This is a genomic window from Pseudoalteromonas sp. TP27, assembly GCF_056470645.1.
Genome location: NZ_JARDAK010000002.1, coordinates 299,068 through 313,624, shown reverse-complemented (window position 1 = coordinate 313,624; position 14,557 = coordinate 299,068). Strand labels below are relative to the sequence as shown.

The following is a 14,557-nucleotide window of genomic DNA, read 5'->3' as shown; positions in this document are numbered from 1 at the left end:
GAGGGCATGAATAAGCTGTGCCTAAAAGCAGGTAAATAATAGCCAATTAATTTGTTAGGATGAAAATCTGTTTTCACTCTTCTATAAACGCTTCGCCTTGTGTCATCCACTTAGCAGCTGGTTTGCCTTTTAAGTAATGATCAAAGTACTGCATCATACGCACTGAAAAATCGACCTGATTAGGAAATTTTTTCAAGTGGTGTGGTTCACCTTCGTATTGTAAAAATGTAGCATCTTTTCCTGCACGGCGTAGCGCTAGGTAATACTGCACGCTCTCATGCCAAGGCACTGCATCATCTTTGTCGCCAGACATGATTAAAATAGGCGTATTAACTTTGTCTGCAAAAAATACCGGTGAGTTTTCTATATAAAGCTCTGGTGCTTCAAATAAGTTTTTACCTATACGGCTTTGCCCTGTTTCGTATTGAAATTGGCGTGCAAGACCTGACTTAAGACGAATGCCACTATACGCGCTGGTCATGTTAGATACTGGCGCACCCGATACAACCGCTTTAAACATATCTGTTTGGGTAATCATAAACGCACTTTGATAACCTGCCCAAGAGTGACCTTGTAAACCAATTTTATTTTTATCGGCTATGCCTAAATCTATTAATTTTTGGGTGGCGTTTATCATGGTTTGCGTTGACGATTTACCCGGGTGACCTATTTCAAAACGAATGTCAGGTAAAAATACTGCATAACCGTTTGAGGTAAACATAGGGAAATTAGGGCGATGGTTTAATTCCATTTTTGGAAAATCAAACATACGCTGGCTCATGTAACGGTAAAAATACACAACTACAGGCACTTTATCGCCTTTTTTATAGCCCGCTGGTTTTATTAGTACGCCTTGTAGGTCTTCGCCATCAAAACCTTTATAGCTAATTAGCTCTGGTTTTTCGCCCCATGCAAAACTACTAATTTGTGGGTTTAGCGTGGTCACTTGTTTTGGTGCGCTAAAGCTAAAATCTGTTTGGTAGTAATCAGGAAATTGACTATAAGTTTGCTCGGTAAATATGTATTTATCAGCAGTTTTTGCTTTTTTAACTACATCAAAGCGTTTATTACCGCTAAGCACGTTAGTGATTGTGTTAGTGGCTAAGTCGAGTTTTGCAACTTCGCTTTGTTTAGTTTGTAAATTAATAGCAGAGACAAGCAATGTATCGCCTTTTTTAAAGCCCACTTGGGTTTTATCAAGCTTAATAACACGGTACTGCGTATTGCTTTGTTTACCATTAGTTAAGCGTTTAGCTTGCTTAGTTTTTACGTCAAACGTCCAAATATCGTATTTACTATAAGCAAGCACTTGGCTGCTATCGGTCATCCAACCAGCAAAACCATAACCAGGTTGAGTAGATGGGTAGTCGTGTTTGTCATCAGCAAAGGTTGCCTGAATAGCTTTTGTAAGCGGTGTTACTTTATTGTTTTTTAAATCTTTTAGCTGTATTTGGCTATCGTTAAAATAAGCCGCAAATTCACCATTTGGTGCAAGGCTTGGTCTAAATGGATAGTTGCTAATAATGGGGGTTTGCTTACCTGTATTTATATTTACTGCAAAGTAATCAGCAAAAAAACCGCCGTACATTATTTTTTCTAGGTAGGGAATGTTAGATGAGCCAAGTAAAGAGGCATCTCGCTCGGGGTTTAGTGCAACTTCAGGCATATTAGTGGTACTTAGCTGTACCACTTTTTGCGAATTAACGTGATATACCGCGCTGTAATGGCGATTTTTATTAACTTCGTTCCATTGTTGTTCTTCTCGTGGTTTTATTTGCGCATCGTTGTTGTGCCATACATCTAAACCTTTATGCTCACGTATGGTATCAAAGTCGTACAGTGAGGCTTCGTCGGTATATACTTTGGCTTTTACTTTAGCTGCTAATTTTGGATGGTTTTCAAAATATAAGCGCTCGCCATTTTCTGACCACTTGAGAGAGGCTGTTTTACCTAAAACCCATGTTTTATCAGGTGATGTTATTGTTGAAAGTTTATCGTTTTTATATAGCTGTAAACTATAGCTACGGCGACGCGTGTCATCATTTACATAATTACCCAATGTAAACGCTGCAATGTTGTCAGTTGGGTGCCACGCTATTTTATTTGCGATTACGCCCGGCTCGTCAATTAATACACTGCTATTAAAGTCACTTAGCTCAATTAACGCTATTTGGTTGTTATTACCATCGCTGTAACTTTGACTCACTAATAGCTGGCTGTTGGCTGAGTTAATAGCATAGCTAAATACGTTTTCTATTGTATGGGTGCGTTTATCAGATAAATTTACGATAACAAGCGCATAGCTCTTATCTTTTTTATCGGGCGTGATAGCGTTGTCTTCTTCGTTTTTAGTGCTATCGCTTTTAGTACTATCGTTTTTAGTACCGTCGGTTTTATCGTCTGCTTTTTTGTCATCGTCTTTTTTATTTAAACGATAAGCAAGCCACATTCCGTCATCAGATAACGTGTAATCTTTTATATCAGCAAAGCTTTGTTGTTCACCTGATTGTGTATTTACGAGTACCAAGTTATTTTTAAGGGTGTCTTTTTTTTTGGTTGTTTCTTTTTCAAGTAAGGTAGGTACTTGTGTAAAAGCGACCCAGTTAGCTGCTTTATTAATATAAGGCTTAGTGCCGCGCTCTACTTCTGCGATGAGTGTATTGCTTTGTAGTGAGTAAACTTGGCCTGTTGCATTACCACGATACGGCGTTGCACTAAAAGTGAGTACTTGACCATTGTCAGACAGTTGCGTGCTTTTAGCTGATTTAAAACCAAATACATCTTTAAATTGTAGCGATTCTTTAGCGTGTATGGCGGCGCTAGTTAAGCTAGCAATGAGTGCTGTGCTTAATAGGGTGAGTTTTGTTTTCATTATTGATTCTCATATTATGACATGGTTTCATTGTAACGAGTTTGGTTCATAATTCGAGCGGATCAGATAAATAGCAGCTACATACGACAAAACGACCCGTAGGTCGTTTTTTAGTATTTAATTTAGCAAACATTACAGCCAAATTTTTTGTAGCTCAAGCCATTGTTTTTCAAATTGAACACTTGGTTTTGCTTTAAAGTCGCTGCGTACAAACTGATTCATTTTGCCTTCAACGTAGGCAAGTAAAAAGTTTGCAAGAGTAAGCTCATCACTTTGGAAGTTTTTACCTTCACGTAATTTACGCTCACGAAGTACTTGTTTAAACTGAGTTTCTAGTTTTTCAAACAGACTTTGTACACGCTCGCGTAAACGTTCCTGCTCACCTTGTAATGCGTCGCCGGTTAAAATACGGGTAATGCCTGGGTTTTTTTCAGCAAAGGTTAGAAGTAATAATAAAATGTTGTAAATGCGCGTTTGACTTTCTTTTTCGTTTTCAATAATAATATTTATACGCGATAAAAGAGTGTCTTCAATAAACTCAATTAAGCCCTCAAACATACGTGCTTTGCTAGGGAAATGACGGTACAGCGCGGCTTCAGATACGCCTACTTCAGCAGCTAGTTTTGCTGTAGTGATGCGTTGACCTAAATTAGTTTCTAACATTTGTGCGAGTGCTTGCAGTATTTGCTCTTTGCGATTACTTCTTTTTGTCGCAGGCATGAACATTCCTTTTTATTAGTTATTCTTAGTGGCGCAGTTAAGAACCCTAGTCATTTTTTGTTCAAATGAATGGCGTATGTTAATGTTTTATTCAGTTTGTTTCCAGCCTTTTTATAGATGTTTAGCCAGCTGTTCGATCACCTTGAGCGCTATTTCTGTTTTACTTGTTGTTGGTAATTCTAGTTGTTCATTATGCCAGTACAGTGTTAAAGCATTATGATCTGAATTAAACCCTAAGCCACTTTTTGATACGTCATTAGCGCAAATCATATCTAGATTTTTATTCTTTAGTTTACCTTTAGCATAGCTTTCTACATTTTGAGTTTCGGCGGCAAATCCAACAGTATAAGGGCGGTTTTGTGTAAGGTTGGCAATGGCTGCAATTACGTCAGGGTTTTTAGTTAAAGTAAGAGTGAGTTCGTCGTCTTGCTTTTTCATTTTTTGAGTCGCAATGTTTGTAGCTCGATAATCTGCTACAGCGGCGCAGCCTATAAATGCATCTGATTGTGGTGCATAGGTAAGTGACTCAGTTAATAACTGCTCAGCGCTTTCAATATTTATTAAATTTACGCCAGTAGGGGCTTTAATGTTTACAGGGCCTGAAATTAAATTAACCTTAGCACCGAGTTGCAACGCGGCTTCTGCCAGTGCATAACCCATTTTTCCAGAGCTGTGATTTGATATAAAACGTACCGGGTCGAGAGGTTCACGCGTTGGGCCTGCTGTTATTGTAATTGTTTTTCCTGCAAGTAATTGCGGTTGCTCTTTTGCTATACATAGCTCAACTAGCTCATGTGGCTCTAACATGCGTCCAGCGCCGATATCGCCACAAGCTTGCTCACCTTTACCTGGGCCCCAAATAAGTACGTTACGTGCTTTTAATGTGGCTAAATTAGCTTGTGTAGCTGCGTGTGCATACATTTGCTGGTTCATTGCTGGTGCAACGGCGACTTTTGCAGGCGTTGCCAGCAGTAACGTCGTTAGTAGGTCGTCAGCAATGCCGGCTGCCATTTTAGCAATAATATTACACGTCGCTGGAGCAACTAAAATTAAGTCAGCCCATTTTGCAAATTCAATATGCCCCATTGAAGCTTCAGCAGAAGGGTCTAGCAATGAGTCAGAGACTGTTTCGCCACTAACGGCTTGCATAGTTAAAGGGGTAATAAAGTGCTTAGCTGATTCAGTCATAACTACTTTTACTTCACAACCAGAGTCTTTTAATCGCCTAACGAGTTCTGCACATTTATAAGCTGCAATGCCGCCGGTAATACCTAGTACAATTTTTTTGTTTGTTAAGTTAGTCATGGTTGTTCATCAGTCTTATTAAATATTGCGCTTAAAATAACAAATCTTTACCCGTACAGCGAAGTTTTTTAATTCGAAATAACAGGCTAAATTTTAAATTTGCATTACATTTATAAGACACTTTCGCCTCTCAAGGATGAATAATGCAACTTACTTCACTACCAAACTCACTGCGACCTCGTGAAAAATTGATCGCAAAAGGGGCTAAAGCACTCAGTGACGCAGAGCTTCTTGCCATATTTTTACGAACAGGATTGCCAGGAATGAATGTAATTGAGTTGGCTCAGCATTTATTAAACGAGAATAAAACACTGCATAATCTGTTTAATGCCAGTATTGAAGAGTTTTGCTCTCAAAAGGGGTTAGGGACTGCTAAATATGTACAGCTACAAGCTGTGTTAGAGCTAAGCCAGCGTTATATGCAGGAGCGTTGCCAACGAGACGCCGTGTTTAATTCGCCAAACTCAGTTTACGATTACCTGACTATTCAAATGCGAGGCTTGCAGCAAGAAGTATTTATGGTGTTATACCTAGATAGTCAAAATAGATTAGTAAAAGACGAAATACTTTTTTATGGCACAATTAATTCTGCCAGTGTTTATCCGCGTGAGGTGGTAAAGGCTGCCCTTAAAAATAACGCAGCCGCTGTTATTTTTGCGCATAATCACCCAAGCGGTATTGCAGAACCGAGCCAAGCAGACAAACTTATTACTAATAAATTGCAGCAAGCACTGCAATTGGTCGACATAAGTGTGCTTGATCACATCATTGTGGGCGGAGAAACGTGTGTTTCGTTTGCCGAGCGAGGCCTGATTTAGCTTTGTTAGATACAGAAGTGTGTTAAAAATGAGCTGTTTAACGTATTTTGGCAAATTAGTTTAATTTAAATGCAGTTTTTACTTTCCCTAAGGGCATTCGATCTTTATAATTAGCCGCTATCAAATTTACATATATGAGCTGATTGGATAGATCAGTGTTTGATCTTTGCCTGTAAAAGCTGTATAAAGAGCGCCCTTCGATTTATCTCTAGGGCAGAAATACACGGCCTTAGATTAAATTAAGCTCGAGCGAAGTTATTGGAGATATATAGACATGTCTAAAGTATGTCAAGTTACAGGTAAGCGTCCTGCGGTTGGTAATCACCGTTCACACGCGAGAAACGCGACTAGACGTCGTTTCCTACCTAACCTACAAACACACCGTTTCTGGGTTGAAAGTGAAAAACGTTTTGTAACATTACGCACTACTACTAAAGGTATGCGTATTATCGATAAAAAAGGCATCGACACGGTTCTTACAGAAATCCGTGCTCGCGGCGAAAAAGTTTAAGGATCTGAATCATGCGCGATAAAATCCGTTTAGTTTCAACTGCCGGTACTGGTTTTTTCTACACTACTGACAAAAACAAACGTAACATGCCTGAGAAGATGGAAATCAAAAAGTTTGATCCAAAGATTCGTAAACATGTTCTTTTTAAAGAAGCTAAAATTAAGTAATTTTAGTTCTTTTAGAATTTAAAAACCCAGCTTAGGCTGGGTTTTTTGTTTTTTGTAATAAATAGAGTCGATTGATTAACTCAAGCGCTTATATCAATTCGTTAAAGTGTTCTAATGTTTATGCTGATTGGTACAATTAAAAAACTAAATTTGTTGTTTCGTCTTAGCTATAATCGAGCAATTTTTTTAATGAGATAAATAAATGACCCAAGTAGATGTAATTGTAATAGGTGCGGGAGCAGCAGGATTAATGTGTGCAGCGCAAGCTGGATACCGTGGCCGAAGCGTTACAGTACTTGATATGGGAAAAAACCAGGTCGTAAAATTTTAATAAGTGGTGGTGGGCGTTGCAATTTTACAAATGAAAATGCAACCCCGGATAACTACTTATGCACAAACGCTCATTTTGTTAAATCATGTTTAAGTCGCTATACACAGTATGACTTTATTGAGCTGGTGGATAGACATGGCTTGGCGTATCACCATAAAACACTAGGCCAGCTTTTTTGCGATAACAATGCACAAGACATTGTTGATATTTTACTGACCGAATGTGAGTGGGCCGGAGTAAATATAAAGCTACGCAATGAAGTGATCAGCGTATCAAAAACAGAAACTGGCTATAGCGTTACCACAGAGCAAGAAACATTAACCTGTGAGTCGTTAGTTATTGCATCGGGTGGCTTAACTATGCCTAAACTGGGTGCAACACCAATTGGTTATAAGGTTGCAGAGCAGTTTGGGTTAAATGTATTGCCAACCATGGCAGCACTTGTACCATTTACTTTGCACCAGCACGATAAAGACCGTTTTGAAGGACTTTCGGGAATTAGTATCCCATGTGAAGTTTCAAGCGAAGACGGCGCTGTATTTAAAGAAAATATCCTCTTTACTCACCGAGGGTTATCGGGCCCTGCAATATTACAAATAAGCTCATTTTGGCGAGCAGGGCAGGCTGTAACTATAAACCTATTACCTGAAATAGATTTAAGGCAACAACTTGCTGATTGGCGTGAAACACAAGCCCAGAAGTCGTTAAAAAAACAGCCTTGCAACTATTTTACCTAAACGCTTTATAGAAATACTGCACGAAAGCAAAGCGATACCAGATTGTAATATTAATCAGCTTACACATGCCCAAATAGATGAGTTAGTAAATTACATTCACGCTTGGCAAATTAAACCCAATGGCACAGAAGGCTATAGAACAGCAGAAGTAACACTTGGCGGTGTAGATACCGACGAGTTGAGCTCAAAAACCTTTGAAGCCAAAAAAGCCAAAGGCCTATACTTTATAGGTGAAGTAACCGATGTAACGGGTTGGTTAGGGGGCTACAATTTTCAGTACGCCTGGAGCTGCGGATTTGCTTGTGGGCAGTATGCTTAGGCGTTAACTTTATTTAGATTTAGCTGTTTTATATAGTCTGGATAAGCGGTAATAGTTAAATTGTTATCGCTACAACAGACTAAATTACGGCCATTATTTTTAGCTTCGTATAGTGCTTTATCAGCCCGTTCCAATACCTTTAGTACAGTATCACCCGTTTGAATAGGGGCTAAACCTATACTGATAGTAAGAGATATATTTGCAATTGGATGAGTGCCCACATACTCTTTTAGCTGATTAGCTTGTGCCACCGCATCGGTTATGGAGGTGCCTGATAAAATAACAGTAAACTCTTCACCTCCCCATCGTGCAATTAGAGAGCTATTTGGCATTTTATTTTTTAGTGTATTGGCAAATTCACTTAAAACGCTATCACCTACTAAATGACCATAAGTATCGTTAATGTTTTTAAAGTAATCTATGTCGCAAATAAGTAAGCAGTTAGATGTTTTTGACACTTCATTTTTAGCAATTAACTGAGATAATTCAGAATCAAATTTTTGTCTGTTATACAGGCCAGTCAATTTGTCTGTCTCAGCTAAGTGTTGTATTTCTATATTACGCGTTGCTAAATGTTGGTAGGCTGAAAACCGTGTTTTTTCGTAAAACCTAAAAATCAAAATATGCGCAAGGCCTACTTCAATAAGATTAAATAAAGAGCCTAAGCCAATTGTTATGGTTTGCTGCTGTTGTAAGTAAACAAGATATGCGCAAATAGTAAAAGCGACTGCACTAAATAGGCTTCCCCAGTTTCTTCCAACTAAAAAAAAGCTAAAAGGCGGGATTAACGTCGCCCAAAATAAAGAATGTGCATGCCCACCTACAGAAATAACAAACATCATTATTAAGCCAACGACCATTAGGGTAACAGCCCATGCGGCTAAATTTACGTTAGCTGTTTTGTTAAACCAAGTATAAATACCTAATGATATAAAAAGCCCTAGAGCATCAATAAATGCAATGCCATAACTTTCAAAGTAAAAAAGGTTGAGGAGTGTTAAAACCAAAAAATAAATTGTAGTTATTAGCAAAGAGTTAGCTATTAAGCGCGTGCGCCAAAAATCTTTATGATCTTTAGGGTACTGTGGAAACTCTTTGTACCAAAAACCTAACATAATGAACAACTCTTTAACCTCTGAATTTAGTGATTATTACTTATCTTAGGCTTTTATTATAGTTTTTTAACTTCAATTAAAAGGGTATTACAGATTGGAAGCGAGTTATTTATATGAAAGCTTAACGGGTTAAGCGCTAACCACGCTAAGCTTTATAATAATTCAGGTTATAGCTGAATAGTTAACTCTTTATAGCAGGGCGATAATCACTCTTAACGCCTGCGTAATTAGGGCCAAATATAGAAAGCCCTTTTGGCGTTGTGAACTCAACAGGTGCTGGCAAAATAATAACGGATACAGGCATATCTATTTCATAATTTGGGTTGGTGATTGGCGTACCCGCTTGTGTGTTTAGGCAACAAATTAAATCAGGGATGGTAACGTGGACATCGTCATTTAAAAACGCTGCCATATTTTCGTTTTTAACTGTAATTTTATAACTATTACCAACAAACTCACCAGTACCAGTAAGAATAACTTCACCTATAGTAAACCCTTCAAGTGTTTTAAATTCAAAGGCACTAACAACGCCTTTAAACGCAACGAACCCTTTGCCTTGTTTTGCAACTACATTAATCGTGTTGTCATTTGAGTTATTGGCTTCACGCATTGCTCTTCCAAGCTTTAATGCTTTACTTATCGTGCCGTGAATAACTGCATCTTTCATTTGTTCAATAGGAAGAATATGATCGATAGCTGCTATGTCGTTACGGCTTATTTTAGCCAATGCTCGCACTACGGTCTCGGCGCGTAAGTCGTCCATTACGTTTTCACAAATAAAGCACTCGCCAAATTCGTTAGCGGTAATAATTGGTGCTGCAGGTAAGTTGTTTAAATAATAGGTTGAGTGGGTTATTTCAGGGACTGCTCGCCCAGCAGGGTCTGCATCAATAATATAGCCGTCAAACATAGCCGCTAAATAAAAAGATACCGCAGTATTGGAACCACCTAGTTCGCAGCAAATAGTCCCGTAAATAGACTCTTTATTCATGTACTCAAGGGTGCGTTCGTAAGCTGCTAAAATAGAATGCTTACTTGTACGTGGGAGGTTAGCATAAGCGTGTTCTTCATCATCTGTTAGTGGCGAAATAGCCCCTAAAATATAAGGCGTGCATACAAGTTCGCCTGCGGGTACTTCATCTGCGCTAATAAGTTTAAACGTTTTGCCAAGTGCAAGGGCTTCGTCAATATAATTTATGCCTTCGCTTAGCTCACCGCCACCGCCAGTACCTAAAATGGCGCAGCCGTATAAAATATCAATAAGTTGTTCACGATTAAGAATTTGCATGTGTGTATCGCTATTAGTTATATAAAAAATAAGAGGCTGCTTTAAGGGTATTTAAAGCAGCTATTTGAGAATTGAGATTAAAAGTCGTAGCTTAGCTCTACGCCGTAACTACGTGGTTTATTAGGTTGGCGCGCAAGTTCAGTAATCCCGTCGCCATATAAAAATATATCTTCAATGGCACGTTCATCAGTGAGGTTGTCGACGTAAACTTGCACCGTCCACTGCTCAGACTTAACGCCAATACCTGCATTTAGGTAGGTATAACGTGATGACTCTACATCTGGAATATCAATGCTAAAGGTTTTAGGGCCTTCAATTAATAGCTCGGCACGGGAGAACAATGACCACTGGCCGTTTAATTGCGTATTATGATTGGCCGATATGCTGTAGTTATATTCAGGTACCCAAAACTGTGGTTTGCCAGCAAGCTCTGGGCGCAGTTCAAAACTTTTTATTTCTGAATCAATAATACCGGCGCTTAGGTTTATGCTTAAGCTGCTGGTGGCTGCATAGGCCGCCTCTAGCTCTAGGCCTTTGGTTTGTACTTCATCAATTGATAAGTTTTCGAGGGTGAAGGAATCTACGTTAAATTGCGTAAATTGGGCATCGTCTTGATCAATTATAAACGCGGCGCCATTGAGTGTTACTTTGCTATCAAACAAGGACGTTTTAAAGCCCATTTCGTAACTATCAGACACTTCTTGATTAAATGTACGGCTAATCCCTTCTGCTGGTTCGTTAAAACCGCCACTTCTAAATCCGTGCGAATAACCTGTATATAGCAAAAAGTCATCAGTAACTTGATATCCTAAAGTTACTTTTGGCTGTAATTGGCTAAACGACTTTTTAGCGTAAGTATCTGTTTTATTGGTTGGGTCAAACGATTCTCGCGTATCATGATCGTAGCGTAGAGCCGCGGTTAGCTCTAACTGCGAGGTAATGTCGTAGTTAAATTGCCCCGCAAGGGCCCATGCATCGCTGCTGTTATTATCGATAATAGATAAGTAAGGTTCATCGTTTGCAAAATCTTTACGGGTGAGTATTTGTGCACCAGTAAAGTCATCATAAAAAAGTACCGCAGTGTCGCGGTCGCGCTGTTGATAAAATGCCGACACAGACCATCTAAATTCCTGATCTGACTGAGATATAAACCGAGACTCAACAGTTAACGATTCAACATCGTATAATCCCTCAGTTCCAAATGGGGCTCTAAACAAGCCATCTTCATCTATAAACGTCGCATCGGCTGAGTAGTCGCCATCGTAAAAATGCTCATTTTCAGAGTTACTGTAGGCGGTTACAAATTCAAATTTACCCAGATCGTAATGCTGGGTCAGCTTAGCGCTTAGCTCATATACATCGCGCTCGTCTTCGTTAATAATATTTTGCGAGGTATTAATTGAGAAGTCTTCAATGGTGTCATCGTTTACGCCTTGATAGTAAGCAAAACCTGCTTCGCTTGACGTGTATTTGCCTTTAAGATTTATTGATGTGTCTTCAGTTAATTCAAATTCTAATTGCGAAAATACAGACTGTTCTTTTAATGGATCGGCTTTATCGCCCGTGTAAGTATTTTTAATAAGGCCATCGGTATCTTTTATATAACCACCGGCTCTAAAATAAGCGGTGTTTTCATCATTTAACGACCCTGACACAACTGCATTTAGGTTATAGGTATTACCATTACCAATTGAGCCTTTTACCTTACCTTCAAAGTCTTCAATCGGTTTTTTTGTCGTAACAATCACCGCACCACCAATTGCGCCTCTGCCGTACAACGCACCTTGTGCGCCACGCATAACTTCAATGCGTTCAATATCTACTAAGTCTTGGTTAATAAACTCTAAATCGGGGGCGGTTACACCATCAACAACAAATGCAAGCGGCGGATCGCCCACTTGCGGTGTAATTAACCCACGAATAGTTATACGCGCAAGGCCGGGTCTAAAGTTATCAAGTTGCGATAAATTAGGCGTTAAATTAGCAACATCACGAAAGCTGGTAATACGAGATTTTTCAATAGTATCGGCGCTAAAGGCGGTCACAGAGTCTGGCATGTTTTGAATTGACTCAACACGTCCTCGAGAAATAACAGAAATTTTTTCGATAGTGTTGGCTGTATTATTTTGTTCTTGTGCATTAACGTGTGACAAGCACGATAAACTCACCGCCGATGCTAAAAGCGTTTTATGGAATTTTGTTCTATTGTATCTGCTCATGTTATATGTCCTAATGTCACGACTAAGGTAATGTTTTTAACGTACAAACATTGTCGCTTTTTCAGACAAAATAATATTTTGTAAAACCTTAAATGAGCACAAACATATTGTGAAAATATCCAATAGGCGCTAAGTTTTATGTACATTTTGACAATAGGTTTACAAAATTAATTATTTTTTAATGTGAAACCAGTTATGAAAAAAACAATAAAAATAGACAGATATAACCAAAAAATATTAGCGATAGTGCATCTTACTGCCGATCTCACCAATGTAGAGTTAGCTGAGCGAGTAAACCTTTCTCCTAGTGCGTGTTTTCAACGCGTTAAAGCATTAAAAGAAGCCGGGTATTTTCGTACATTTCATGCCGATATAAATCTTGAACAAATATGTGAACATGTATTTGCTTATATGGAATTTACACTTGAGGACAACAGCTTAGCAGCTAGGCGTAAGTTTTTAGCTGAAATACACGATATCCCCGAAATAATGGATTGCATGCAGCTAAGTGGTGATATTGATTATATTTCGTTTTGCTGTTTTGCCGATATTCAGGCGCTTAACGCAATGTGCGATAAGTTAACGGGCAGTAGTAATTATACGATTAAAAAATTAACTACACGTATCGTGCTTGAGCGAGCCAAGTTCTTTTTGGGCTACCCGCTTGAAAAACTAAAGTGGCGAGACGAAATGAAAATAGAAGAAGACGAACAAGGCGCTGATTAAGCGCCTTGTTTAGTTATAAGTACTTATGGTTTGTTAACTGGTTTTGGCTTGATCAATTTTACAAAAAAAGTATAAGTAATTGCGGTTAAAATAATGGCATCAATAACGGTAATGCCACTCAATGACACGTTAAATATCGCCCCATTACACACTGCAAATGCCGCACCTACAAACCAAGCCGTAAATGCAGGTACAGAAAAGCGCGCGTTATTAGTAAGCGTATTTGCGTTATACGCGTGAGGTTTTATAAATAATGCATCAACAATAATAACGCCTGCAACGGGCACAAAAATATCTGACAAAAAAGCCAAAAAGCTAATAAACATATCTAAAATATTTATAAAAGCGGCACCAATTCCTACTAGCCCTAATAAAACAATAACCCACTTTTTATGCCAGTGCGCAAAAGTAGCCTCCACACTGAGTGCGGTACTGTATAGGTTTAACGAATTTAAAATCCAACTTCCTGCAATTACTATAAAAAATGCCGAAAAACCTAAATTAAGCGCTAGCATTAAACTCAATATTTCGGTTTCTTGCATGGCGGCGGCTGCAAATACAGCAACAAAAATAACGAGCAGTTCAATAATCATATAAGCAATAAAAGAGGTGTATACGCCGCCACGTTTTTGTTTAGAAAAACGGGTTATATCGGGCAAGATAATTGCGCCAATAATAACGCCACCAACAATAGCGGCTACAGCATCTTCAAGTGATAAGTCAGCCGACTTTTCTAAGTTTATAAAATCAACGAATGGCATGTTATCTAATGCGCCAAATAGCATCATTGCGGTCACTACAGCTAAAATAGGGATCATAATAGAAGCCAGTACATTAATAGCTTTAAATCCGTATAACGTAGTTATTAGCATTGCGCAGCCAGCAGCTATATCAATTGGCCACTCAGGCATAATAATATTAAATTCAGCACTTAGTAGGCGTACTACTGCATTCGAAAATAAGTCAATATTTACCCCAAACCAGCCAATTAATGACAAAGCAAAGGCTATATTTACAATGCCAGCACCGGCATTGCCAAACGCTATTTTTACTAACAAATAAGAGCTTAAGCGGCTTTTTACACCTATCGAGCCCATGGCACCGCCAATGATGGTTAAAATAATTGAGCCAATAACTAATGCCCAAAGCGTATTGCTTACACTCGAATTATGATGAATTTCTAAGCCGGTAATAAAGGTGGGCAGTGAAAAACTTAGCATTGCGGCTATGGCTGCAATGCGCGGCCAAGCAACAAGTTCTTTGGCGTTAATTGTGTGGCGGTCGTTCCCGTTAGGCATTACCTGTTTCTCTTTTTTATTATCTTTAATATTACTATACGCCGCTGGCGTGCAAAATTTTTTACTATTGCTGTGTTATTCAAAATATTAGGTTTTAAAAGTAGGGCGTGTACAAAATTATATTTTGTAGT

At 38.8% G+C, this 14,557-nt stretch carries 11 protein-coding genes and 1 pseudogene; 5 read left to right on the top strand and 7 right to left on the bottom strand.

Going from position 1 to position 14,557, the window contains the following annotated elements:
- Positions 1–73 precede the first annotated feature (73 nt).
- The 3 genes from PX700_RS03710 to coaBC all read right to left on the bottom strand — a co-directional run bounded on the left by PX700_RS03710 (position 74) and on the right by coaBC (position 4,897).
- The gene (locus tag PX700_RS03710; protein WP_479519895.1) at positions 74–2,872 is read right to left on the bottom strand and encodes a S9 family peptidase; all 2,799 of its coding nucleotides are present in this window, start codon (positions 2,870–2,872) and stop codon (positions 74–76) included.
- Between the two features lie 132 nt (positions 2,873–3,004).
- On the bottom strand, positions 3,005–3,592 hold the full coding sequence (gene slmA / locus PX700_RS03705) for a nucleoid occlusion factor SlmA (protein ID WP_007581932.1): 588 nt from the start codon (positions 3,590–3,592) through the stop codon (positions 3,005–3,007).
- 111 nt (positions 3,593–3,703) lie between these two features.
- On the bottom strand, positions 3,704–4,897 hold the full coding sequence (gene coaBC, locus PX700_RS03700) for a bifunctional phosphopantothenoylcysteine decarboxylase/phosphopantothenate--cysteine ligase CoaBC (protein WP_479519894.1): 1,194 nt from the start codon (positions 4,895–4,897) through the stop codon (positions 3,704–3,706).
- 143 nt (positions 4,898–5,040) lie between these two features.
- On the opposite strand from coaBC, the gene radC reads away from it, so the two are divergent.
- From radC to PX700_RS03680, 4 genes and pseudogenes are all read left to right on the top strand, one after another.
- Complete coding sequence (radC, locus tag PX700_RS03695; RefSeq protein ID WP_024598926.1) at positions 5,041–5,715, top strand: RadC family protein; 675 nt, start codon at positions 5,041–5,043, stop codon at positions 5,713–5,715.
- 274 nt (positions 5,716–5,989) lie between these two features.
- On the top strand, positions 5,990–6,226 hold the full coding sequence (gene rpmB, locus PX700_RS03690; RefSeq protein ID WP_016708423.1) for a 50S ribosomal protein L28: 237 nt from the start codon (positions 5,990–5,992) through the stop codon (positions 6,224–6,226).
- A gap of 11 nt (positions 6,227–6,237) precedes the next feature.
- Positions 6,238–6,393 carry a 50S ribosomal protein L33 gene (gene rpmG / locus PX700_RS03685; RefSeq protein ID WP_004335545.1) on the top strand — a complete coding sequence of 52 codons (156 nt, stop codon included), beginning with the start codon at positions 6,238–6,240 and terminating at the stop codon, positions 6,391–6,393.
- 202 nt (positions 6,394–6,595) lie between these two features.
- Positions 6,596–7,780: pseudogene (locus tag PX700_RS03680) on the top strand (BaiN/RdsA family NAD(P)/FAD-dependent oxidoreductase).
- On the opposite strand, the gene PX700_RS03675 reads toward PX700_RS03680, so the two are convergent.
- From PX700_RS03675 to PX700_RS03665, 3 genes are all read right to left on the bottom strand, one after another.
- Positions 7,777–8,895: a GGDEF domain-containing protein gene (locus tag PX700_RS03675; protein ID WP_479519893.1), complete on the bottom strand. Its 1,119-nt coding sequence runs from the start codon at positions 8,893–8,895 to the stop codon at positions 7,777–7,779. The pseudogene PX700_RS03680 and the gene PX700_RS03675 overlap by 4 nt on opposite strands.
- Positions 8,896–9,076: 181 nt before the next feature.
- The gene (locus PX700_RS03670) at positions 9,077–10,183 is read right to left on the bottom strand and encodes a DUF917 domain-containing protein (RefSeq protein WP_479519892.1); all 1,107 of its coding nucleotides are present in this window, start codon (positions 10,181–10,183) and stop codon (positions 9,077–9,079) included.
- A 77-nt stretch (positions 10,184–10,260) separates the two neighbouring features.
- Positions 10,261–12,402 carry a TonB-dependent receptor gene (locus PX700_RS03665; protein ID WP_479519891.1) on the bottom strand — a complete coding sequence of 714 codons (2,142 nt, stop codon included), beginning with the start codon at positions 12,400–12,402 and terminating at the stop codon, positions 10,261–10,263.
- A 195-nt stretch (positions 12,403–12,597) separates the two neighbouring features.
- On the opposite strand from PX700_RS03665, the gene PX700_RS03660 reads away from it, so the two are divergent.
- The gene (locus tag PX700_RS03660) at positions 12,598–13,128 is read left to right on the top strand and encodes an Lrp/AsnC family transcriptional regulator (protein ID WP_479519890.1); all 531 of its coding nucleotides are present in this window, start codon (positions 12,598–12,600) and stop codon (positions 13,126–13,128) included.
- Positions 13,129–13,151: 23 nt separating this feature from the next.
- Here PX700_RS03660 and PX700_RS03655 read toward each other — a convergent pair whose 3' ends face one another.
- Positions 13,152–14,426, bottom strand: coding sequence for a purine-cytosine permease family protein (locus PX700_RS03655; RefSeq protein WP_479519889.1), 1,275 nt, complete (start codon positions 14,424–14,426; stop codon positions 13,152–13,154).
- Positions 14,427–14,557: the final 131 nt, after the last annotated feature.

Coding starts and splice junctions, on each gene's coding strand:
- PX700_RS03710 (WP_479519895.1), bottom strand. CDS start 2,872: ATGAAAACAAAACTCACCCTATTAAGCACAGCACTCATTGCTAGCTTA.
- slmA (WP_007581932.1), bottom strand. CDS start 3,592: ATGCCTGCGACAAAAAGAAGTAATCGCAAAGAGCAAATACTGCAAGCA.
- coaBC (WP_479519894.1), bottom strand. CDS start 4,897: ATGACTAACTTAACAAACAAAAAAATTGTACTAGGTATTACCGGCGGC.
- radC (WP_024598926.1), top strand. CDS start 5,041: ATGCAACTTACTTCACTACCAAACTCACTGCGACCTCGTGAAAAATTG.
- rpmB (WP_016708423.1), top strand. CDS start 5,990: ATGTCTAAAGTATGTCAAGTTACAGGTAAGCGTCCTGCGGTTGGTAAT.
- rpmG (WP_004335545.1), top strand. CDS start 6,238: ATGCGCGATAAAATCCGTTTAGTTTCAACTGCCGGTACTGGTTTTTTC.
- PX700_RS03675 (WP_479519893.1), bottom strand. CDS start 8,895: ATGTTAGGTTTTTGGTACAAAGAGTTTCCACAGTACCCTAAAGATCAT.
- PX700_RS03670 (WP_479519892.1), bottom strand. CDS start 10,183: ATGCAAATTCTTAATCGTGAACAACTTATTGATATTTTATACGGCTGC.
- PX700_RS03665 (WP_479519891.1), bottom strand. CDS start 12,402: ATGAGCAGATACAATAGAACAAAATTCCATAAAACGCTTTTAGCATCG.
- PX700_RS03660 (WP_479519890.1), top strand. CDS start 12,598: ATGAAAAAAACAATAAAAATAGACAGATATAACCAAAAAATATTAGCG.
- PX700_RS03655 (WP_479519889.1), bottom strand. CDS start 14,426: ATGCCTAACGGGAACGACCGCCACACAATTAACGCCAAAGAACTTGTT.